Raw genomic sequence first — 22,744 nt, forward strand, 5'->3', positions numbered from 1 at the left:
TAGATTGTCGACAATGCTAACCCGTGAGAGCTCCGGCACCGGAGATGTCGCGTACGACGTCCCGCGGTTGGTGACCGGGCTGCGCCGGGAACTGCGGGGTATGGTCGCGGACGACCGGCGGACCCGGGCGCTGTACGCGGCGGACGGCTCGAACTACCGCGCCGTCCCCGACTTGGTCGTCGTACCCGCGGATGCCGAGGACCTGGCGACGGCGGTGGCGCTGACCGCGGCGGCCGGCGCTCCGGTGGTGATGCGTGGCGGCGGTACGTCGATGGCGGGCAATGCGATCGGTGGCGTGGTGATCGATGCGTCCCGTCACGTCAATCGCATTCTGGAGATCGATCCGGCGACGCGGACCGCGGTGGTAGAGCCGGGCGTCGTACTGACTGATCTGCTGGCTGCAGCGAAGCCGTACGGGCTGGCGTTCGGGGCGGATCCGTCGTCGGGGAGCCGGGCGACGTTGGGCGGGATGATTGCCAACAATGCGTGTGGTGCGCATTCGGTGGCGTGGGGGACGACTGCCGACAATCTGCGCTCGCTGGATGTGCTGCTTGCTGACGGCACCAGGATGACAGTGGATTCCACTGCGGACCGCGCGGAGTGTGCGGCGCGGCCGGGGCGGGAGGGGGAGCTGCATCGCGCGCTGCAGGGGTTTGTCGACCGGCATGAACTGCTGATCCGGCGACGGTTCGGGCAGTTCACGCGGCAGATCTCGGGGTACGCGTTGCATCGGCTGCTGCCGGAGTACGGGTACAACGTGGCCGGATTGTTGACCGGGAGCGAAGGTGGGCTCGCGGCGACGCTGCGGGCGACGGTGGCGTTGACCGAGTTGCCGAAGGCAAAGGTTTTGTGTGTGCTCGGGTTCGGTGACTCGATCAGTTCGGCCGACTGCGTGCCGATCGTGCTGCGGCACGGCCCGCTCACGATGGAGTCCATCAACAGCGACCTGGTCGAACGCCTGCCGCGCGAGGTCCGCGATGCCGCGGTGCGCGCCGGTCTGCCGGAGGGCAACGCCTGGCTCCTGATCGAGATGGGCGGCGAGGACGAACACTCCGCCGCCGCTGCCGCCCGAATCATGCTCGACGACCTCCGCAACACCGCATCAACAAGCACGACACCGCTCAACACCAGCCCCAGCCCCGCCCCCAGCAGCGGGATCGGAAGCGCCGAGAGGAGCAGGAGCGGGAGTGGAACCCCTGGCGGGAGCGGGGGCGGGAGTGGAACCCCTGGCGGGAGCGGGGGCGGGAGTGGAACCCCTGGCGGGAGCGGGGGCGGGAGTGGAACCCCTGGCGGGAGCGGGGGCGGCGGGAGTGGAACCTCTGGCGGGAGGGGGAGGGGGAGGGGCGATGGGGCGGGCTTGTCTGTGGGTGGGGGCGGGCGGTTTCCGACGGCTTCGTTGGTTACTGATCCGGGGGCGCAGGCTGTGTTGTGGCGTTGCCGGACCGATGCTGCGGGGCTGGCGACGCGGCGGGCTGACGGGGCGGAGGCGTGGGGCGGTTGGGAGGACGCCGCCGTACCGCCGGAGAGGTTGGGGGACTACCTTCGCGGGCTTGACGAGGTGATGGGGCGGCACGGTCTGTCCGGAGCGTCGTACGGGCATTTCGGTGAGGGCTGCATGCACATGCGGATCGACTTCGACCTGCTCAGTGCGCGCGGCCTTGCGACGTACCGCGAGTTTGTCGAGCAGTCCACCGACCTCGTGGTCGAGCTCGGCGGTTCGGTGTCCGGAGAGCATGGTGACGGCCGAGTGCGGGGTGAGTTGCTCAGTCGGATGTACGGCGTCGACGGTGTGCGACTGTTCGCGGAACTCAAGGAGATCTGGGACCCGGCGCGGGTGATGAACCCCGGGATGATCGTCGACCCGCCGCCCCTGGACCTGGCGATCCGGCATGACGGTCCGGCGAAGGACCGCAGATTGTTGACAGTCTTCGCGTACCCGGATGACGACAACGACTTCGCCCAGGCGCAGCGCCGGTGCGTCGGGATCGGCAAGTGCCGGCAGAGCTCGGGTGGCGTGATGTGCCCGAGCTATCAGGTCACCAAGGATGAACTGCACTCGACCCGCGGCCGCGCGCATCTGCTGTGGGAGATGCTGCAGGGTGATGTCATCGCGGACGGATGGCGATCGACCGAGGTCCGCGATGGTCTCGACCTCTGCCTGTCCTGCAAGGGATGTCTGTCCGATTGTCCGGTGAACGTCGACATGGCGACGTACAAGGCGGAGTTCACTCAGCATCACTACGCGCGCCGTCCATGGGCGCGGCCGATGTCGCACTGGTCGATGGGCTGGCTCCCACTCTGGGCCCGGCTCGCCTCGCCGGTGCCTGCGTTGGCCAACAAGGTTGCCGGCCTCGGTCTGGTCAAGAAGCTGGGCGGAATCGCGGCCGAGCGCGCTGTGCCTACGTTCGCTTCGGAGACCTTCACGAGCTGGTTCGCCAAGCGCGGCAGGGGATTGTCGACCGGTGGACAACAGGTTGTGCTGTGGCCGGACACGTTCACGAACTACCTGGCGCCTGAGATCGGGCGGGCTGCGGTTGAGGTGCTGGAGGTGGCTGGGTTCGAGGTGGTGCTGCCGGACAGGCCGGTCTGCTGTGGGCTGACCTGGATCTCGACGGGCCAACTGAAGAAGGCCCGACGCGTGCTCACTCGATCACTCAAGACCCTCGAGCCGCATCTGGCCGCCGGTACGCCGATCGTCGGCCTCGAACCGAGCTGTACGGCGGCACTCCGCCACGACGCACCGGATCTGATTGCCGACAATCCACTTGCCGACCAGGCTGCGAAGGCCACCCGCACGTTCGCCGAGCTGCTCGCCGAGGCCGAGTGGGAACCGCCGCAGGTCGGGGGAGAAGCACTGGTGCAGACGCACTGCCACCAGCACGCCGCGCTCGGCTTCGACGCCGACCGTCGGCTGATGGCCGCGGCCGGGATCGACGCGACCGTCCCCGACTCCGGTTGCTGCGGACTGGCCGGCAACTTCGGATTCGAGCGCGATCACTACGCGGTCTCGAAGGCGATCGGCGAGCGCGTCCTGCTCCCCGCCGTACGTTCCTTGCCCGAGGCAACCGCAGTACTCGCCGACGGCTTCAGTTGCCGCACCCAGATCACCCACGGCACCACCCGCCACCCCCGCCACCTCGCCGAACTCCTGGCCGCAGCCCTACCCCAGGCAACGGACGGCTGACCGATCGCGCCGTTCGTGCGCCGCCTGCGCCGCCGTACTCAGATCGCCAAACGGCGCCACCCGCCGGCCCGACCACGTTCTGCCGTCTCGATGAACTCAGGTCTCGAAGCGGTCGGGCAACGCCGTGAGCCGGATCAGGCGGTGATCGAGACCCGGCACCGAGCCGCGCTCACCGATTGGCGGCGAGCACTGCCGCGAGGCCCTCTTGCAGATCTTTGACGAAATACTCGGGAACCTCCAGCGACGGGAAATGTCCCCCGCTTTCGGGCGACCTCCATCGGACGATCTGTCGATACCGCTCCTGCGCCCAGGCGCGCGGATACTTCTCGATGTCGCGGGGATACATACTGATTGCCGTCGGGACGTCGACGCGAAGTTCGGGGTCCAGTGAGTTGTGGCTTTCGTAGTAAATGCGAGCCGACGATGCGCCGGTCCGCGTCAGCCAATACAGGGTGACGTCGTCAAGAATCCTGTCTCTGGAAATCCTCTCGAACGGGCTGTCTTCGGTATCTGACCACTCGGCGAACTTGTCAAGGATCCAGGCGAGAAGCCCGACCGGTGAGTCGACGAGCGAATAGCCGATGGTCTGCGGCCGGGTCGCCTGCTGCTTCGCGTACGCCGCACGGTTGCGCCAGAAGTCGCGGGTTTCCTCGGTCCACTTGCGCTCGACCGCCGTCAGCCCGTCCGTTGTCAACCCGGGTGGTCCCTCCGCAAATGTTGTGTGGATGCCGAGAACGTGCTCCGGGAACCTGCCGGCGAGAACCGTGGTGATATTGCCTCCCCAGTCGCCACCGTGGGCTGCGAACTTGCTGTAGCCGAGCCTTCCCATCAGCTCCACCCAGGCGGCCGCGATCTTTTCGGTTCCCCACCCGGTGGTGGCCGGCTTATCGCTGTAACCAAAGCCTGGTAGCGATGGAACCACGACGTGGAACGCCGGCGCGTTCGCATCGCTCGGATCTGCCAGCTCGTCGACGACATCGACGAATTCGGCAATGCTGCCTGGCCATCCGTGCGTCAAGATCAGAGGAGTGGCATCTCCGCGCGCGGATCGGCGGTGCAGGAAATGGATTCCCAGATCATCAATGGTCGTGCGGAACTGGCCGATCCGGTCGAGGCGCTCTTCGAACGACCGCCAGTTGTATCCGGTGCGCCAGTAGGTCACGAGATCGACGAGGTCGGCGAGAGGAACGCCCTGATCCCATCGGCGAGGGTCGGGCGCGGCGCGATAGACCGTCTCGGCCTCCGGTAGCCGCGCCGCGGCCAATCGCGCGCGCAGATCGTCGAGGTCAGCGTTGGTTGCGTGGGCTTCGAATGCTTGTACGTCGCTGGTTGGACGGGGCATGAGACCTCCTAGCCATCGCGGAACCGGCTGCACTCCAACGCGAACCGGCTAAGACGGTTCTAGCATGCCGTTCTGCCGGAGCGCAACCTGCTAAGGTGGTTCCATGCGTGCTGAGTTCCCTGACTTTCGCCTCGGCGCCGTGCTGGCGACCAGCTTCACGGGGACTCTGTCGGAGCGTCAGGGTGACGCCGTGGAGCGCATTCCCACGCCGCAGCGGCTCGTCGACTGGCTGGCAGTAAGCGGCCTCGCCGTGGACTCCTGCACCAGTGCCCAGCTCGACCTCGCTCGGGAACTAAGGGAGTCGATTCACGCCGCCGCGACAGCGGCCGCGATCCAGGACGCTCTCCCTGCAGCTGCCGTTCAAGTCATCAATGACTGCAGCGCTCAGGGTCGGGCCGCGGCTGTCCTGACGCCCGAGGGTAAGCGGCGATGGCGGCTCAGCTCGGCTTCCTGCGTGGAAGACGCCCTCAGCGTGATCGCCGCCGATGCGATCAGCATCATCGCGGGCGAACGAGACGGAAAACTGGCCTTGTGCGCATCGCCGACCTGCCAAGCCGCCTTCTTCGACACCAGCCAAAGTCGCACCCGCAGATGGTGTGACATGGGCACGTGCGGTAATCGTGAGAAGAAGGCGCGCTTCAACGCCAGGCGGCGCAACCCCAGCTCAGCGGAGTGATCGTCACCTCGGTACATCGCGCGGAGCTTGCTTGAAACCGGTGGATTCAGGCCCCACCGACACCCTCAAATGCGATGGGCGGCTTTGCGTCGCGGCTTGATGTCGAGGGCTGCGAGGGCACCGTCTACGGCCACGCGGCGGAGCTCGTCCTGTGGGACGCCGGCGAACTGGATCGTGCAGTCTTGGATGCCGCCGAAGGCGATGACGGCCCGGGCGGCCTGCTCCAGCGTGGGGTCGGGGCCGTGCAGCAGCTTCCCCAACCGTCCGCGCCACTCCAGCACGAGATCGATCAGGCCCAGGTCGGCGAGTGTGGTCAGCTCGCTGAGCATCAGCACGATCTCTCGCCGATTGCGGTAGTGGAAGTCGAAGTACCCCTCCAGCAGGGCGCGCGGCTCGACCTCGCCCAGCGCCTCCTGAGCCACCAGGAAGGCCTCTTCCTCGTCGATGATCGGCTGCACGATGCTGCGGACCAGTTCCTCGCGGGAGGAGAAGTGGTAGTACAGCGCCGGCTTCGTGATGGCCAGCCGGTCGGCGATCTCCTGCAGGCTGGTCCGCTGCACGCCCTTCTGGGCGAAGAGCTCGCGGGCGACCTCCTGGATCCGCTGCTTGGTGTCCGAGGGACGAGGCATGCCGTCAGCATATCTGACTTAACGATAGGTAAGTAACCATGCTAAGCTTACCGACCGTTAAGTAAGGGAGGCATGCTCATGCGGATTCTCATCTCCGGCGCCAGCGTCGCCGGTCCGGTCCTGGCGTACTGGCTCACCAGACACGGCTTCTCCGTCACCGTCGTCGAACGCTCGCCGGCTCTGCGCAAGACCGGCGGCCACGCGGTCGACCTGTTCCGGCCCGCGATGGACATCTCGGAGAAGATGGGCGTGCTCCCGCGCGTCGAGGAGCGGGCCACCGGCACGAACCGGATGACCCTCTACCGAGAGGGCGTACGGCGTCCCGTCCGGGTCAACCTCGCGAAGATCTTCAGCGCCGCCTCTGAGCGGCACGTCGAGGTGATGCGCGACGACCTCAGCGAGATCTACTACGACGCTGCCTGCGACGACGTCGAGTATGTCTTCGGCGACTCGATCACCGAGATCTCGCCCGACGGCGAGGTGCGGTTCGAGAACGCCGAGCCACGCCGCTTCGACCTCGTCGTCGGTGCGGACGGCCTGCACTCCAACGTGCGCCGCCTCGTCTTCGGCGACGAGTCCCAGTTCAGCTCGTACATCGGGGCGTACCTCGGGGTCCTGAACCTGCCCAACACCGCCGGCCTCGACCGTGAGCTCCTCATCCACGTCGGCGTCGGCCGCACGGTCGGCATGTACGGCGCGCCGCATCTCGGCGACGCGCGAGCTCTGTTCCTGTTCCGTAGCGAGGGCGAGCTGGAGTACCACCACCGCGACGTACGCCGCCAGAAGGACCTGCTGCGCGGTGCGTTCGAGGGCATGCACCCCGAGGTGGACCGCTGGCTGGACGAGCTCGACCGTACGCCGGCGTTCTACTTCGACTCGATCACCCAGCTCCGCATGGACACCTGGTCGCGGGGGAGGGTGACGCTCGTCGGCGACGCTGGGTACTGCCCCGGCCCGGCTGTCGGCGGCAGCACCACCTTGGCCGTCGTCGGCGCGTACGTCTTCGCCGGTGAGTTGGCGCGGGCCGGTGGCGACCACGAGCGCGCCTTCCCTGCCTATGAACGCGCCATGGCTGAGCATGTGCGCGCCAGTCGCGCGGTTGGGCTGAGCGCGGCGAAGACTCTGATCCCCACGTCGCGTCTCGGCGTTTCGGGACTGGCTCAGGGCTCCCGATTGATCTCCGCCCTGCCTGCGGGGCCTAGCCGGGCGCTCCTCCGCCTCACTACCAAGAGCGCACGCGTGTACAACTCCATGACTGTCGACAATTACCAGGCGGCCTCAACCGCATCAGGAAGCCGGGTCAACCCCGGAGGCAGCAGGGTGGAGTGATGAATGCACGCCGCCCCGCCCGGCGACTGAGTCGTCGGATTGTTGACAATCGCTAGCTGAGGAGGCGGAGGGCGGTGAGGACGTAGGTGCGGGCCGCGGTGACGAGTTCGGCGATGGGGACCGACTCGTCGGCGCGGTGGGCCTCGGTGGTGACCGAGCCTGGTCCGAGCACGACAACGGGTACGCCGAGGTCGCGAGCGACGTACCCACCATCGCAAGCGGCGGTCCAGCCGGCGAGGGGGAGGGAGGCGCCGCCGGCGTCGAGTCGGGCGGCCTCGGTCGCAACGACCAGTGCGTCGTCGGCCGCGGTCTCGAAGGCGGGCATCTCCATCGGCATGTCGAGGTCGACGGTGAGACCGCGCGACTTCAGATCCAATGCCGCGACCCGGGTACGCAGGTCGTCGAGGACAGTGGCCGGCGATTCGCCCGGGAGCAGGCGGCGGTCGGCGACGATCACGCACTCGGCCGGGACGATGGAACCGCCGGTGCCGCCGTTGATCTGGCCGACACTCCAGGTTGCGGGGCCGAGTAGCGGATGAGGTGCGGCGGCGAGTTCGGCGTGCAGGCGTTCGATCTCGGCGACGACCGCGGCCGCGCCGTAGATCGCGTTCGCGCCGTCGTCCGGGTTCCCGGCATGGCAGGCTCGGCCATGGATCGCGACCCGCAGGTACGAGTCGCCCCGGGCCGCGATGATTGTCTGCAAATCGGTCGGTTCTGCGGTGATGCAGCCGAGGAAGGATCGGGGCCGCCCGCCCGCGGAGGCGACGTACGCGCGAATCCCCTTACCGGTCTCCTCCTCGTCGACCACGGCCGCGAGCTCGACCGGACCGCTCAGTTCGGTGCCGCGCAAGGCGGCCAGGGCAACGAGCGCCGCAGCCAGACCGCCCTTCATGTCGGACGCGCCACGCCCGTAGATCCGGCCATCCCGCACTTCGCCACCGAACGGATCCGTCGTCCAGCCGTCGCCGATCGGTACGACGTCCGTGTGCCCGAGCAGCAACACACCGGGACCGTTGCCCCCGGCAAGCGTGATGCCGACGTTGTCGCGCCCTGGCTCGACGGGCGAGGTCACCACATCGAGCCCGAGCTCCCGTCCGGCCGCGGCGAGTACGGCGACGGTCGCGGCCTCCTCACCCGGCGGGTTCTGGCCGGTCGCGCGCACCAGGTCTGTGGTGACCCGCACCAGCAGGTCTTCGTCGATCCGATCCAGCACTGCCTGCTCAGCGGGCGTCACGCTCATGCCGACCAACCCTAGTCGGACCTCCCGTCCAGGTACGCACGCCAGCCGCCGTACGACGTGATGTCTCGCCCCGGGTGCGCAGCATCGGCCGTGCACACAAACCCGAGTACCCGCCGACCGTCCGACAGTTCCACTGGCCCGATCGCGAGCGGAGGGTCGATTGTCGACACGAACCCACCGAGTTCCGCCGCCGGCAGACTCCACACCTCCACCTCGATGCCCGGGCCATCCGCTCCCGAGACGGTCGGCGTCAGTCCCGGGCGCGGTCCGTCGACCAGATACATCCGGTACGACGACGCGGTCCGTGCGGCGAATGCGAGTCGGGCACCACGCCGTACCAGCTGATCGTTCAGTGGTTGGCCGGACAGGTGAGCGCCCGCGACCGCGAGCAGTACCTCGGACTCCGGGTCCACGCGCTCCGGCACCGGCTCATCGCACCAGACGGCCGCCAGGTCGATCACCTCGTGGTCGTGACCGGCCGGGGCGAGGAGCTGAATCCCGAAGGGCAGACCATCCGCCCGATCCGGTCCCGGGAACGCGACGGCGCAGAGATCGAGCAGGTTGACCATGTTCGTGAAGCGCCCGAGCCGGCTGTTCACGCCGATCGGATCGGCGGCCACTTCAGCCAGAGTGGGATGCCCGGGTGTCACGGGCAGCAGGAGTGCGTCGAGCTCGGTCCACAGGTGTTCGCTCGCCCGGGCCAGCGTGGCCAGTTGATCAAGGCCCGCGAACGCCTCGGCGGCCGTCAGACCTGCGCCACCACGGACAATCGTCCGCACGGTTGGGTCCACCGCGGGCGAGTCGTCGAGCTTGTCCCCGAAGGCCAGCCAGCGCTCCGCCAGCCATGGCCCGGAGTACAGCAGGTCGGCCGCGGCGAGCAGCGGCTGCACGTCCGCCTTGACCACGTCGCCGAGACGATGCGCCTGATCGAGCGTCTGCTGCCACGCCTGCTCGTGCAGCGGATCGAGTTCCAGCGCGGCATCGGGTACGCCGATGACAGGCGGGCTTCCCGCGCGGCGGCCTGGCCGGCGATGTGGAAGCGCCGACCACCGGCGCGACCACGCATCGTCCGGGTCGAAGTCGACCATCACGTCGAAGGCCCGGCGGGCCGTCTCGACCGAACGGGCCATCACCGTCACGCAGTCGAGCGACCGGCAGGCCGGTACGACGCCTCGGGCCGAGACGAGGCCGCGCGACGGTTTGATGCCGACAATCCGATTGAAGGCAGCCGGCACCCGGCCGCTGCCGGCCGTGTCGGTCCCGAGCGCGAAATCGACCTGTCCGGACGCGACCGCGACCGCGCTGCCCGAGCTCGAGCCGCCCGAGACATGCTCAGGGGAGAAGACTGAATGACAAGCGCCGTACGGCGATCGGCTGCCGACCAGTCCGGTGGCGTACTGGTCCAGATTCGTCTTCCCGAGCGGGACGGCGCCGGCCTCGAGCAACCGATCGACCACGAAGGCGTTGCGCGCCGCGGGGCGTGAGTTGCGCGGGTCGCCGGCGGTGGTCGGCACACCCTCCAGATCGATGTTGTCTTTGAGAGCCATCGTCAGCCCGTGCAAGGGACCGGGAGCCGGCTGGATGGCGCCGACCCGGCTGATCCACTCGTTCATGCTCCCCACCGTGCCCGCTCGGCCTCGAAAGCGGCGCGTCGTTTGGCTCGTACGGTCGCGATGTCCACGGGTGCCTCCTGCTCGATCCGGCGTACGTCGGCGATCGAGAACGTGGCCGGGCCGACCCGCAGGTCCGCCCGTCCGGCTTTGACCTCAGCCCGCTCGTGGGCAAGTTCCTCAGCGCTCACCGGCGTGAATCTGATCAGGTCGAACTGTCTCAGCAACCATGGCTGCTCGTCGCCGGGCGCGAGCCGCCAGACCGGGACGGTCCGTCCGACCAACTGGTACCCACCCGGGCCTTCCATCCCGTACACACACAGGTAGATCCCCCCGATCCCGACCGCGTTCTGCGGCGTCCAGGTCCGGGCCGGGTTGTACTTCGTGGTGACGAGTCGGTGCCGGGGATCGATCGGTACGGCGACCGGTGCACCGAGGTAGACGTCACCCAGGCCGACGACCAGGTACGTCGCGGCCCGGACGATCTCGAACACCTCGTCGCGGTGCTGCAGATCGTTGACACGACGGATGAACTCCACGTTGTCCGGGCACCAGGGCGCGTCGGGCCGGACCGACGTCGCATACCGGCGCATCGCTTCGTGGGCTTCCGGGTGGTCGAAGGCAATCGGCAGCGTCACCTCGCGGGCCGGCAGCACCACCGTCTCCGGGTCCGCCAGACCGGTCGCCAGGAACGCGAGCTGCTCGGCCAGCTCGACCAATCCGAGTCGGGCGGAGTCCACCGCGATCAGGAGTGATCGCACACCTTCCACCAGCTCCGTCACGCCGTCCGGCCGGTGGGCTCGCAAGGCTTGGGCGAGAAGGTGGATCCAGACCCGAACGGTGAGGTCGAGTTCGGTCGGCCCGGCCTCGACCAGCAGATGTCGTTCGCCCGCACAGCGGATCGTGTACGGCGGTGTGCCGTCGGACCGGTGGAGTACGTCGGGCCGCGCCGGACCGGCTGCGACCGCGACGGGTGGCGCCGGTTCCTGCCGGAGGTCCGACAGCCACGCCCGTCGCTCCTCGATCGCCTCGGCTGCCGTCTCCACCGTCACCGGCACCAATCGGACGGTGTCCCCGGCTCGTAGCTGCCCGAGCATCCACCGATCCGCCTCGATCACCACGGCCGGTACGACGAAACCGCCGAGCGACGGTCCGTCCTTGCCGACGATGACCGGGGTGTCGCCGGACAGCATGATGCCGCCGACGGGGTAGGCGGAGTCGTGCACGTTGGACGGGTGCAGGCCGGCCTCGCCTCCGTCGGTTCGGGCCCAGCCCGGCATCGGGCCGGTCAGTCTGATCCCAGTTCGGTCGGACCGATGGTCGACAATCCAATTGCTGGCAAAGAACGCATCGACGCCGTCCGCGGTCAGATGATCCGGCGCGCCGTGCGGTCCGGGGATGACCCGGACCTGCCAGCTGCCTGACATCGCCGGCGGCTCGACTGACTGCGGGCTGAGCAGGTTCTCCCGGCGCCCGAGGGGGAGTTGGTCACCGGCGGCGAGAGGCCTGCCCTCGTGCCCACCGAAACCGCCCAGCACGAAGGTCGCGCGGCTGCCGAGTACGAGCGGTACGTCCAGGCCGCCCTCGATCGCCAGATACCCGCGCGTGCCCGGTCCGTCGAGTGGCCCGAGATCGAGCACCGATCCGGCTGGCAGCTGTACGACCAGACCGGGGCGAACGCGCCAGCCGTCGATCGTCGCATTGTGGACAGCACCGCCAACACAGATGAGCCGATCCTCGTCGCAGGTCAGGACAGGTCCGGTGAGCACACACTCGAGTCCGGCCGCGCTGCTGGGGTTGCCGACCGCGGCGTTCACCAGGGCGAAGCTGAGTTCGTCGGCCGCTCCTGACGGAGGCACGCCGACATCCCACAGCCCCGGCCGCCCGGCCAGGTCCTGAACGGTCGTCTGGATTCCTGGGGCGACCACGGTGATGACGGCCATCGTCACCACCAGCCCAGCAACTGGACCGGGGTCGGGTTCCAGCCGTTGCACGGATTGTTGACCTGCGGACAGTTGCTGATCAGGACCAGGAGGTCGCGGCTCGCGGTCAGTTCGACGTACCGGCCAGGCGCCGACAGGCCGTCGTCGAACCTCAGGTCGCCTGCGGAGGTGACCGGGACATTCATGAAGAAGTTGACGTTGTGGGTGAGCTGCCGCTGGCCGATGCCGGCCTGCGCGCCGTAGGTGAGGAAGGTCTGGCGGCACGCGTGCTGGTGACGGGTGTGCTCGCCGTACCGGATGACGTTGCTCTCCTGGGAGCACGCGCCGCCGACGGTGTCGTGCCGGCCGCAGGTGTCGTCGGTGATCACGGCGAGCTCGTCGGCCCTGGTGGAGAGCAGATGCGATCCGGTGGTGAGGTAGACGGCTCGTTGCGCGCGGATCGTGTCGAAGGCGGAGTACCGGTTGTCGATGTCGTGGGCGTCGTAGAACAAGGTGTCCACGGCCTGGTTGCCGTCCAGGTCGACAATCCGCAGGCGGCCGTTCGCCGGTACGGTCAGCAGTGCGCCGTCGCCGGGTTCCACCACGGTGTCCAGGCTCATGCGATCAGCTCCCGGGTCAACTCGAGTGCGCGCACCGCTTCCGGCCGGAGTTCCGGATCACCTGGCTCGGCGATCTCGGTCTGTACGGCGGTCTCGATGTGTACGGCGACGGGCGCGGGTTCCGTGCTGGACAACGGATGTGCGGCGGTCGAGACGAACACGAGTAGGTCCTGTTCGGCCCGCAGCGTGACGCTGTCGCCGGCCCGCGCGTGGTCGGGATCGAAGGTCAGCGAGGCTCGCGCGTCGTCGGTGACGCGGACCTTCGAGAAGAAGTGGACGCAGCCGTGCAGGTCCGCCGCGCCGAAACCGTGCTTGGTCAGCTCGAGCTGCAACAACCGGTCGGGCGGGGCTCCGATCAGGCAGTCGTGCCAGTCGGATCCGGAGGCGACGACGGTGGCCAGGGCGAGACCGCGGTCCGACATGAGGACCATGCCGGCCCTGATCCGCGCGGACATCTGCGACTTCAGTGTGTCCGGGATGTTCAGACGGTCCAGTCGATCGGCGCCGATGATCAGCGTCGAGGCGTTCGCACCGTCGGCCAGTGCAGTCAGGGTGATGGTGCGTCCGGCTCGGACGGGTGCGGACCATGCCGCGGCGGCGGGTATCTCGTGTTTCATGCGACAGCGCCTTCCACGACAGTGCCGTCAACACTGGTGCCTTCGACACTGGTGCCGATCGACGCGTGGTACGCCCGCCGTTGAACCCGGTACGCGATCAGTCCACCGACGGCCACGATCCCGAGCGTGAGCAGCGGCAGATAGTGCAGGTACCACCCCTCGCCCGCAGGGTCGTAGACCTCGGCGCGCGGCCAGCCGAGGTTGATCGCCATCGCGAGTCCGTAGCTGACAGCAAGAATGTTGACAATCAGACCGAATCGGCCGAGCGAGAACAACGGGCGGCCGTTCTCGTCCACACCGGCGGACAGTTCACCGGCGGTCAGCCGCCGTACCAGCAGTGGCGTGGTCACCATCAGGTAGGCGACGTACAGCAGCATGATGCAGACGCTCGCGAGGCCGAGGAACAGTCCCGTGTTGCCCACGTTCACCAGGAGGCACACGGCGGCCAGCACCCCGGGCACGATCGTCGCCGCGACCGGAGTGCCGGTACGACGCGACACCCGACGCAACCGAGCCGACGCAGGCAAGACGTTGTCGCGCGCCATCGAGAAGATCATCCGGGCGGCCGCGGTCTGGATCGCCAGCGTGCACACGCACACCGCGAGCGCGACATCGAGGAGGAGCAGCTTGCCCGGCGTCGTACCGAGGCTGCTGGTCAGGACGTAGGGGAGGCCTTGGGTGGCGAGATCGCCGTCGGTCAGCGACGGCGCGGCCATCAGTGCGGCGATGATCAGGAACGCGCCACCGATCCCGGAGGCGACGACGGCGCGGATGATCGTCCGCGGTGTGGTCGCGCGCGGCTTGTGCGTCTCCTCCGACAGTTCGCCCGCGCTGTCGAAGCCGACCAGCACGTACGCCGCCATCAACGTCGAGATCAGCAGCGGCACGACGTACCCGGTGGTGCTGTCGAGGTTCGTCGTGTGCAGGACTACCGACGGACCGCGCTCGGCTTGGCTTGTCAACAAAACAACGATCAGTACGACGCCGACGAGTTCACAGGTCACCCCGACCGAGTTGACGATCGCGGTGATCCGGACGCTGGTCGCGTTGAGCAGCGTGGTCGCGGCGAGGAGCAGGCAGCCGAGAACGACGGCGTTCGTCGCGCCGTCCTTCGAGGACAGCGCGGAGTCGGTCCCGACCAGCTGGAAGCCGGACCAGACCGCAGGCAGGACGACCTGGAGCGCGATGGCCGCCGTGGCCAGCGTGATGATCTGCGCGATCACCATCGCCCAGCCGGCGAACCAGCCGACGACCGCGCCGCCGAGCCGTCGGGCCCACTGGTAGATCGCCCCGGACAACGGGTAGCGGGCGGCGAGCTCGGCGAAGCACAACGCCACCATGAGCTGACCGGCCAGCACCGCGGGCCAGGTCCAGAAGAACGCCGTTCCACCGAAGCCGAAGCCCAGGCCGAAGAGCTGGAAGACGGTGGTGAGGATGGACACGAACGAGAAGCCGGCAGCGAACGACGCATAGCTGCCGACCCGGCGTGAGAGCTGTTGGGTGTAGCCGAAGCGGCCCAGATCGGTTTCAGAAGTGGCTGACATTCCGGTCTCCGTCGGATCGGCCCGGAATGCGCACGGCAGCCCGGGGCCTTCAAGGCCTCCCGGGCTTTTGTCCCGCCGTGGAGCGGTGCCGTCACGACAGCACCGCCTCCCCTCTCGGACCAGGCCTGCCGGTCATCGGCAGCGGAACCCTAGGGGCGCCCCGCCTCAGGCGGGTCTGTTCCAGTTCAGGGCGCCGCGGTTTCAGCGGGCGTCCTCGCGTGTAACGGCGGCGTAAAGGAATCCTCTCACTGGGGCCGGAGCCGGTGAGAGAGCAGAGAGGTCGTCCGTCCGGCGCTGCGGCCGGTGGATCGCTGGGCGTTGCCTAGGGCAACAATTTGTCGGCGGCGCGGCGGAGGCGGGCGACACCTTCGTAGATGCGGTCCGGTGGGGTGGAGGCGAAACACAGCCGGAGGGCGTCGGTGAACCTGCCGGTGGGGGAGAACGCCGGGCCGGGGATGAAGGCGACACCTTCGGCGAGCGCGATCTCGAACAGGTCGGCGGTGTCGACGCCGTTCTCCAGCGTGACCCAGAGGAAGAAGCCGCCCTCGGGATCGGTCCAGCGGGCGATGTCGCCGAAGTACTCCTGCAGGGCCGAATGCATCGCGTCCTTGCGTCGCTTGTACTCGAGGCGCTGGGTGACCAGGTGCTCCTCGAGATGCCCGCCGGTCAGGAAGCCGGCGAGAAGTCGCTGGGCCGGGAGATTCGTGCAGGTGTCCATCGCCTGCTTCGCGTTGATCAGGAGCGGCTGCAGCTCGGGGTCGGTGTCGACCCAGCCGACCCGGAGTCCGGGCGCGATGATCTTCGAGAACGTCCGTACGGCGAACACGAGCGGATCACCGGCACCGAGCTCGCGCAGCGTCGGCAGCGGGTCGCCGGCGAAGCGCAGAAGCCCGTACGGGTCGTCGTCGATCACCATCGATCCCCAGCTCCTGGCCAACTCGAGCAGCCGGTGGCGTCGTTCCAGGGAGAGGGTCGCGCCGGACGGGTTCTGGAACGTCGGGATCGTGTAGATCGCCTTCGGTCGACGATCGCCGAGTAGGCGTGGTAGATCGTCGACAATCATGCCGTTGTCGTCGACCGGGACCTCCAGCAGTTCGGCGCCGTACGACAGGGCGGTGGCGCTGCCGTTCGTGTACGTCGGCGATTCGACGACGACCAGGTCGCCGGGGTCGACGAAGATCTTGCAGAACAGATCGAGGCCCTGCATCCCGCCGGCCGTGATGGTGAGCCGGTCGGCCGTGGTTTCGTCGCTGGTCCCGCGGAGCATCTCGAGTAGGGCGTTGTGCAGTGGCGGGTCGCCCTCGGTGGCCGCGTAGTCGTACGCGTCGGGGCGGCTCAGCTGTTCGGCGGCGATCGCGGCGAGGATTGTCGACGGTACGGCTTCGGCGGCCGGTGACCCCATCGCGAACCGCACGATGTCGTGGGTCTGCTTGTGCAGCAGCGACGTACTCGAGTCGATCACGGACCCGACCAGCCCGGCGACACGTCCGGCGTACGGGAGACGTTGCGTGGTTCCGGCTCCGGGCACGCGATCACTTCCTTGCACGGGCTACCTCCTGATCGTGAGTTCGTGGGGGAGACCGGTCAGGCGTTCGACGCCGTCTCCGGTAACCACGACGGGTTCGGACAGTTCGTAGCCCCAGCCGTCCATCCACATCCCGAGGATCACGTGGAAGGCCATGCCGGCGGTCAGCACCGTGGTCTCACCGGGACGCAGACTGACGGTGCGCTCACCCCAGTCGGGCGGGTACCCGATGCCGATCGAGTACCCGATCCGCGAGTCCTTCACCAGCCCGTGCGCAGCGATCACGTTGTTGAACGCCGCGTGGACGACGCTTCCGGTCACGCCTGCGCGGATTGTCGACAACGTGGCGCGCATACCTTCGGCGACGATCTTGGCGGTCTCACGCAGTCGCTGTGGTGGATCGCCGAGCATCACGGTGCGGGCCAGGGGAGCGTGGTAGCGGCCGAACACCCCAGCGAGCTCGATCGTGGTCGCCTCGCCGGACACGAACGGGCGGTCGGTCCAGGTCAGATGCGGCGTACCGGCGGCGTTGCCGGTCGGAAGCATCGGCACGATGGCGGGGTAGTCGCCGCCGTGCTCGGGGGTGCCGGTCGCCTGCGCGGCGAGGATCTCGGCGACCAGATCGCATTGCCGCTTGCCCGGCTGGAGCTGGTCGAGGGCGATGCGCATCGCCTTCTCGGCGATCGAGCCGGCGATTCTGAGTTGGCGGAGTTCGTGCGGTGACTTGACCAGACGGATCCAGTTCACGAGTTCGGCGGAGTCGACCAGCCGGTGGCCGGGCAGGCCGTTGCCGAGGGCAAGGTAGCCGCGGGCCGAGAAGAAGTGCGCGTCGGCCTCGACTCCGACGTCCGCGCCGGCCGGGACCAGGTCGCGGGCCATCCCGGCGATCCAGTCGTACGGATGCACGTCGGGCCGGTGAACGAGATCCTCCGGGTAGCCGTGGATCTGGTCGTCGCGCAGATTGCAGGTGTACGACGCTCCGGCCGCGTCCATTGCGCGGGCGAACAGATGTGGTTCCCCGTCAGCCGGGACGACCAGGCATTGCGGTGTGTAGAACGACCAGGCGTCGTACCCGGTCAGGTAGAAGAGGTTCGCCGGATCGCTCACCACCAGCGCGCCGAAACCACGGTCGGCCAGGGCGGCGCGAACGCGGCGGAGCCGACCGGCGTACTCGTCCGGCTCGACCGCCTGCTCCAGCAGGTCCGGCACACTCATCACCTCACCTGGTTGCAGATTGTCGACAATCCTAGCGTCAGATCAGCCACGGAAAGAAGGCCGGCCACAACGCGCGGCCAGTGAGCATGGTGGTCTGCGGTGGGGTGTGGTCGGGGATAGGTGGTCGGTGAGCGTGGTGCTGGGCGGTGGGGTGCGGTCGGTAGGCGTGGTGCTGGGCGGTGGGGTGCGGTCGGTAGGCGTGGTGCTGGGCGGTGGGATGCGATCGATAGGCGTGGTGCTGGGCGGTGGTGGGCGCGCGGTCGTGTGTGGTTGGGGTGCTTGGTCGGGTGAGGGTGGTCAGGTGAGGAGGAGGCGTTGGCCGGGGCCTTGGGCTTGGTGACCGGCCAGGTCGAGGGCGGACCACATGGTGACCTGGTTGGCGGTGAGGACCGGTTTGCCGAGGGTGGCTTCGAGGCCGGCGATGATGTCGTAGGTCGGGAGGTTCGTGCAGCTGATGAAGACCGCCTCGGCGGCCGAGTTGTCCACGCTGCGGACGAGTTCGACGGTGGTCTCGTACGGCACCGCCCAGATCTGGGCGATCAAGCCCAGGCCAGCAGTCCCTACCACCTCGACACCGGCTTCGGCGAGAAACGCGGTCAGGCCTTCGGTCAGATCGTTCGTGTACGGCGTGACCGTCGCGACCCGGCTGATCCCGAGGTGCCGCAGCGCCATCAGCAACGCCCCGCTCGTCGTGACCGCGGCCGGGGCGCCGGCCGCGACCATAGCGTCGACGAGCGCGGCTTCACCGGCAAGACCACCGACGAAGCTGCCGAACGTACACGCATATGCGACGGCCAGCGGTGCGACCGGCAGAACGTTGACCGCGGTCTGAGCGATCAGTTCCGGATCGGAGACGTGCAGCGCCATCTCGACCGTCGCCGCGAGCGGGGCATACGGCGTCCGGGTGAAGTGCAATGTGACGTCGTCGGGGACCCAGCGCCACAGTTCGCGGTCGAGCGCGAAGTCGTACGGCGCGACGACGCCGATGCCGGTCTGGAGCAGCTTGGGCACCGGCGCCGGCAGCGGGTGTGTGGGAGGCCGCAGGGTCATGCGGTCAGTGTGCGGCTCACCGAGGATTGTTGACAATCCTACGGGCGGGTTTCTAGCCTCGATGCGTGCCAGTCACCTCTGAGCGTCCCGTCGTCGCGGTGCTCTGTGAGCGGGCGACCGACCGGCCACCCGGGCTGGAGGGCCTCGCGGTCGACTTCCGGTACTGCGCCGCGGATGGTCTGGCGGAGGCGGTTCGCGGTGCCCGCGCGTTGATGCTCTGGGACTTCTTCTCGACCGCGGTCCGTGACGTGTGGGCCGACGCCGGCACGCTGGAGTGGATCCATGTGACCGCGGCGGGTGTCGACACTCTGCTGTTCGACGAACTTCGCGATTCGGACGTGGTCGTCACCAACGCGCACGGGGTGTTCGACCGGCCGATCGCGGAGTACGTGCTCGGCGCGGTGATCGCTCATGCCAAGGACAGTCGGCGCAGTCTCGACCTCCAGCGCGAGCATGAGTGGCGGCATCGGGAGACCCGGAGCATCCTCGGTGCAGCCACGCTGATTGTCGGCACCGGGGCGATCGGACGAGAGACTGCCCGCCTGCTGCGGGCAGCCGGGTTGCAGGTGCGCGGTGTTGGGAGGGTCGCTCGCACCGACGACCCGGACTTCGGCGAGGTTGTTGCCAGCAGCAACCTCGCGGACGAGGTGGCCTGGGCGGACCACCTCGTCCTGGCGGCGCCGCTGACCGCGGCGACGCGAGGGCTGGTCGACGGCACAGTGTTGTCGGCGATGCGACCGGGGGCACATCTCATCAACGTTGCTCGCGGTCCGATTGTCGACGAACGAGCCTTGCTCGAGCATGAGCAGATCGCCGCGACCCTGGACGTGTTCGACCGTGAACCCCTCCCGCCGGATCACCCGTTGTGGGATGCACCCAACGTGACGATCACCGCGCACATGTCGGGCGACGTGATCGGCTGGCGGAACACCTTGGCCGAACAGTTCGCGACCAACGTCCGCCGCTGGCTGGTCGGCGAACCGCTGGTCAACGTGGTGGACAAGAAGCTCGGCTACATCCCGACAAGAAACCGATGACGCAGACCGACGGGAGAGCGCTGGTGGAGGTTGGCGAACTGGTTGCGGGGTACCGGTCCGGGGCGCTGTCGCCGGTGGAGGCGACACGGGCTGCCTTGGATGCGATCGAGCGGTACGACGAGCAGGTGAACGCCTTCGTCCTGGTCGACGCCGAAGGCGCGCTCGCTGCCGCGAAGGAGTCGGAGGCCCGGTGGCATTCCGGGGAGCCACTGGGCCCCGGCGATGGGGTACCGACATCGATCAAGGACGCCCTGTGGACCAAGGGCTGGCCGACGTTGCGCGGCAGCACGATGATCGACGAGGCCGGCCCGTGGAACGAGGACGCCCCGGCCGTCGCCCGGCTGCGCGAGACCGGCGCGGTGATTGTCGGCAAAACTACGACTCCTGAGTACTCGTGGAAGGGCGTCACCGACTCCCACAAGTACGGCGCGACTGGCAATCCGTGGGATCCGTCCAAGACGTCCGGTGGATCTAGCGGCGGTTCGGCGACGGCAGTCGCGCTCGGGATGGGTGCGTGGTCGGTTGGTACCGACGGCGGTGGGTCGGTCCGGATCCCGGCCGCGTTCACGGGCACGGTCGCGCTCAAGCCGACGTACGGGCTGATCCCGTTGTATCCGCCGAGTGCGTTCGGGACCCTCTCGCACGCGGGGCCGATGACGCGGACGGTCCGGGATGCAGCGGCGCTGCTCGACATCATCACCGGATTCGATGCGCGCGACTGGTCCTCGATGCCGACGCCGGCCACCTCGTTCCTGGACGGGATCGATGACGGCGTGGCCGGCTTGAGGATTGCCTTCTCGTCCGATCTTGGTTTTGTCGACAATGATCCCGAGGTCGAGGAGTTGGTCCGGACGGCGGTCGGCGTCCTCGCGGCGGCCGGTGCCGAGGTGACCGAGATCGATCCCGGGTTCACCGACCCGATCGACGCGTTCAACGTGCTCTGGTGGTCCGGCGCGGCCAAGGTGCTGGAGGCACACACGGTCGACGATCGCGTCGATCCCGGACTCCGCCGGGTCGCCGCGCTCGGATCGGCGTACTCGGCGTCGGACTTCCTCGACGCGACCGCGACGCGCATGGAACTCGGGTTGCTGATGGGGCGGTTCCATCGCAAGTACGACGTACTCCTCACGCCGACGCTGCCGATCACGGCGTTCCCGGTCGGTCAGGACGTGCCGGATGGCTCGGAGTCGCCGGACTGGACGAGTTGGACGCCGTACACCTATCCGTTCAACCTCACGCAGCAGCCTGCGCTCAGCGTTCCGTGTGGGTTCACGAAGTCCGGCCTGCCTGTCGGATTGCAGATTGTCGGCGCTCGGCACGCGGACGCGCTCACATTGCGGGTCGGACGGGCCTACGAGGCCGCCACCGATTGGCACCAGCGCAAACCCACCTTGGAGGCACGATGAGCAAGTACGTCACCGTCAGCCTGGACAAGCGCGGCGTGAGCTGTGTCGCGCAATTGCTAGAGGACGTCGCGCCGCGGACGTGCAAGGCGGTGTGGGATGCGCTGCCTCTGTCGGCGCCGGTGTTCCACGGCAAGTACGCGCGGAATGAGATCTACACGCTGCTGCCTGGGTTCGCGCCGGCTGATCCTGGCAAGGAGAACACGACTGTCACGCCGATCCCGGGCGACTTGTGCTGGTTCTCGTTCGACTCCGATGATCTGGGCAATCCGGCGTACGGGTACGAGAACACGACGGGGACGGGTACGACGGGGGCGATTGTCGACCTGGCTGTGTTCTACGGGCGGAACAATCTGCTGATCAACGGCGATCAGGGCTGGGTGCCGGGCAATGTGTTCGGTTCGATTGTCGACAATCTGGACGGCTTTGCGGCGGCTTGCCAGGATCTGTGGATGGGTGGCGCCCGCGGCGAGACGCTGACCTTCAACCCCCGCGACTAAAAGCACCCCGACCGAAGGCCTCCGCGCAGCACAACACCCCCGCACCACTGCACCCCGGCACCACAGCACCCCGGGTGAAGGCGTGCGTGCGGCACAGCACCCCGACAGCACGGCACCCCGGCGGTGATCTGCCGGGGTGCCTTTGGGGTCGTGCGTTAGAGGCCCTTGCGGAAGCCTTCGCGCCAGGAGGCGTAGCCGGGCTGCCAGTCGAACGTTGCCTTCGCCAGCGAGTTGTCGGCACCGCGCATCGTGGTGAAGGCGGCCACGCCGACGTCGCCCGCGGCCAGGCGGCCTAGCCAGACGGGGACGTGACGCGGGCCCTTCACGCCGAGGATGCGGGCGAACTCCGGCAGCCACACCGCCGCCTGCGCCGGGTCGTCGTCGGCGATCTGGTAGATGCCGGTCGCATCGCTCTCGACCGCCTTCACGGTGGCGTCGGCCGCGTCGTCGTAGTGGATGAACGACCACACACCCGCGCCGTCGCCGATCAGCGGCAGCTGGCGCTTCCGGATCATCTCGACCATCGATCCACCCTTGCCGATGTCACCGGTCGGACCGTAGAACGCCCCGTACCGCAAGGCGATGCCCTCGATCCCGTCGGCGTGGGTGACCACCGACTCGAGGTGCTTGATCCCGGCCATCGTCTGCCGCTGTGCGGCCACCGGGTTCGGGTTGAGCGGGTCCGCCTCCGTCTTCGTCGCGGATCCACCCTGTTGCAAATTCCAGCCGGCGTACGACTGGACGACGAACCGTCGTACGCCGGCAGCCTGGGATGCGGAGAGCAGGTTGTCGGTGCCCTCGATACGCAGCCGGTTCGTCATCGCGAAGCTCTGGTCGAACTTCTTGAAGTTGATCCCGCTCTTGAGCGCCGTCATCTGATGGACGACGACCTCCGGGCGGACCGTGTCCACCGCGGCCTTCACCGCGGCCGCGTCCAGACCATCGGCCAGGACCACGCTCGCGCCGAGTGCCTTGATCGAAGCCGCCTTCGACTCCGACCGGATCATGCCGACCACCTCGTGACCGGCCGCCACCAGTTGCGGGACCAGCGACCGGCCCAGTCCGCCGGTCGCGCCTGCCACCAATACCTTCATTGTCATTCCTCCGTCGTCTGTTGTTACGACTCGGAGGACACGCGTCGGCGGCGCGTTGTGACGTGATCCACGTCACGCGCGTGGGGGGGGCCCCCCCCCGGCCGGGGCCGCCGCCCCCGGGGGGGGGGGGGGTGGGGTGCCGGGGGGGTGGTGTTGGGGGGGGGCCGGGGCCGGGGGGGGGGGTGTGGTGGGGTGCACAGGGGGGCG

Annotated in this window: 18 protein-coding genes and 1 riboswitch; of the genes, 6 read left to right on the plus strand and 12 right to left on the minus strand. The window is 68.3% G+C overall.

All coding sequences use genetic code 11. The features are described 5' to 3' along the window. Positions 1–13: 13 nt before the first annotated feature. On the plus strand, positions 14–3,184 hold the full coding sequence (locus tag AB0I34_RS41195) for an FAD-linked oxidase C-terminal domain-containing protein (RefSeq protein ID WP_360457114.1): 3,171 nt from the start codon (positions 14–16) through the stop codon (positions 3,182–3,184). Positions 3,185–3,353: 169 nt separating this feature from the next. On the opposite strand, the gene AB0I34_RS41200 is transcribed toward AB0I34_RS41195, so the two are convergent. Next, the gene (locus AB0I34_RS41200; protein ID WP_360457117.1) at positions 3,354–4,526 is read right to left on the minus strand and encodes an epoxide hydrolase; all 1,173 of its coding nucleotides are present in this window, start codon (positions 4,524–4,526) and stop codon (positions 3,354–3,356) included. A gap of 103 nt (positions 4,527–4,629) precedes the next feature. Between AB0I34_RS41200 and AB0I34_RS41205 the strand changes: the two genes are divergently transcribed. Further along, positions 4,630–5,202 carry a CGNR zinc finger domain-containing protein gene (locus AB0I34_RS41205; protein ID WP_360457120.1) on the plus strand — a complete coding sequence of 191 codons (573 nt, stop codon included), beginning with the start codon at positions 4,630–4,632 and terminating at the stop codon, positions 5,200–5,202. A gap of 65 nt (positions 5,203–5,267) precedes the next feature. Here the strand turns inward: AB0I34_RS41205 and AB0I34_RS41210 are convergent, their stop codons facing one another. Continuing rightward, positions 5,268–5,831, minus strand: coding sequence for a helix-turn-helix domain-containing protein (locus tag AB0I34_RS41210; protein ID WP_360457123.1), 564 nt, complete (start codon positions 5,829–5,831; stop codon positions 5,268–5,270). 78 nt (positions 5,832–5,909) lie between these two features. On the opposite strand from AB0I34_RS41210, the gene AB0I34_RS41215 reads away from it, so the two are divergent. Beyond that, entirely contained in the window at positions 5,910–7,160 is a 1,251-nt protein-coding gene (locus tag AB0I34_RS41215) for an FAD-dependent monooxygenase (protein ID WP_360457126.1), read from the plus strand. A gap of 52 nt (positions 7,161–7,212) precedes the next feature. Here the strand turns inward: AB0I34_RS41215 and AB0I34_RS41220 are convergent, their stop codons facing one another. The 9 genes from AB0I34_RS41220 to AB0I34_RS41260 all read right to left on the minus strand — a co-directional run bounded on the left by AB0I34_RS41220 (position 7,213) and on the right by AB0I34_RS41260 (position 18,503). After that, a complete protein-coding gene (locus tag AB0I34_RS41220; protein WP_360457128.1) occupies positions 7,213–8,400 on the minus strand; it encodes a M20 family metallopeptidase in 1,188 nt (395 codons plus the stop codon). Between the two features lie 11 nt (positions 8,401–8,411). Continuing rightward, a complete protein-coding gene (gene atzF / locus AB0I34_RS41225) occupies positions 8,412–10,013 on the minus strand; it encodes an allophanate hydrolase (protein WP_360457131.1) in 1,602 nt (533 codons plus the stop codon). Continuing rightward, on the minus strand, positions 10,010–11,953 hold the full coding sequence (locus tag AB0I34_RS41230; RefSeq protein WP_360457134.1) for a 5-oxoprolinase/urea amidolyase family protein: 1,944 nt from the start codon (positions 11,951–11,953) through the stop codon (positions 10,010–10,012). The genes atzF and AB0I34_RS41230 overlap by 4 nt, the downstream gene beginning before the upstream one ends. A gap of 2 nt (positions 11,954–11,955) precedes the next feature. Beyond that, positions 11,956–12,552 carry an urea amidolyase associated protein UAAP2 gene (locus AB0I34_RS41235; protein ID WP_360457137.1) on the minus strand — a complete coding sequence of 199 codons (597 nt, stop codon included), beginning with the start codon at positions 12,550–12,552 and terminating at the stop codon, positions 11,956–11,958. Continuing rightward, the gene (locus tag AB0I34_RS41240) at positions 12,549–13,169 is read right to left on the minus strand and encodes a DUF1989 domain-containing protein (protein ID WP_360457140.1); all 621 of its coding nucleotides are present in this window, start codon (positions 13,167–13,169) and stop codon (positions 12,549–12,551) included. Before AB0I34_RS41240 ends, AB0I34_RS41235 begins: the two co-directional genes overlap by 4 nt. Beyond that, complete coding sequence (locus AB0I34_RS41245; protein ID WP_360457143.1) at positions 13,166–14,713, minus strand: amino acid permease; 1,548 nt, start codon at positions 14,711–14,713, stop codon at positions 13,166–13,168. The genes AB0I34_RS41240 and AB0I34_RS41245 overlap by 4 nt, the downstream gene beginning before the upstream one ends. Positions 14,714–14,767: 54 nt before the next feature. Continuing rightward, positions 14,768–14,877: riboswitch (guanidine-I (ykkC/yxkD leader) on the minus strand. Positions 14,878–15,035: 158 nt separating this feature from the next. Next, a complete protein-coding gene (locus AB0I34_RS41250; protein ID WP_360457146.1) occupies positions 15,036–16,241 on the minus strand; it encodes a PLP-dependent aminotransferase family protein in 1,206 nt (401 codons plus the stop codon). A gap of 21 nt (positions 16,242–16,262) precedes the next feature. Continuing rightward, on the minus strand, positions 16,263–17,453 hold the full coding sequence (locus AB0I34_RS41255; protein ID WP_360457148.1) for a M24 family metallopeptidase: 1,191 nt from the start codon (positions 17,451–17,453) through the stop codon (positions 16,263–16,265). A 297-nt stretch (positions 17,454–17,750) separates the two neighbouring features. Beyond that, positions 17,751–18,503 carry an Asp/Glu racemase gene (locus tag AB0I34_RS41260; RefSeq protein ID WP_360457151.1) on the minus strand — a complete coding sequence of 251 codons (753 nt, stop codon included), beginning with the start codon at positions 18,501–18,503 and terminating at the stop codon, positions 17,751–17,753. A 65-nt stretch (positions 18,504–18,568) separates the two neighbouring features. Between AB0I34_RS41260 and AB0I34_RS41265 the strand changes: the two genes are divergently transcribed. From AB0I34_RS41265 to AB0I34_RS41275, 3 genes are read left to right on the plus strand one after another with little or no spacing between them, the layout of a single operon-like run. Next, positions 18,569–19,540 carry a D-2-hydroxyacid dehydrogenase gene (locus AB0I34_RS41265; protein WP_360457154.1) on the plus strand — a complete coding sequence of 324 codons (972 nt, stop codon included), beginning with the start codon at positions 18,569–18,571 and terminating at the stop codon, positions 19,538–19,540. After that, a complete protein-coding gene (locus AB0I34_RS41270; RefSeq protein WP_360457157.1) occupies positions 19,537–20,946 on the plus strand; it encodes an amidase in 1,410 nt (469 codons plus the stop codon). The genes AB0I34_RS41265 and AB0I34_RS41270 overlap by 4 nt, the downstream gene beginning before the upstream one ends. Further along, on the plus strand, positions 20,943–21,443 hold the full coding sequence (locus AB0I34_RS41275; protein ID WP_360457160.1) for a DUF3830 family protein: 501 nt from the start codon (positions 20,943–20,945) through the stop codon (positions 21,441–21,443). The genes AB0I34_RS41270 and AB0I34_RS41275 overlap by 4 nt, the downstream gene beginning before the upstream one ends. Positions 21,444–21,598: 155 nt before the next feature. Here the strand turns inward: AB0I34_RS41275 and AB0I34_RS41280 are convergent, their stop codons facing one another. Then, positions 21,599–22,537 (minus strand): NAD(P)-dependent oxidoreductase, encoded by a 939-nt coding sequence (locus AB0I34_RS41280; protein WP_360457163.1) that lies wholly within the window; start codon positions 22,535–22,537, stop codon positions 21,599–21,601. Positions 22,538–22,744 lie beyond the last annotated feature (207 nt).

Origin of the sequence: Kribbella sp. NPDC050281, from assembly GCF_040655855.1 — a bacterium.
Classification (GTDB): Bacteria; Actinomycetota; Actinomycetes; order Propionibacteriales; family Kribbellaceae; genus Kribbella.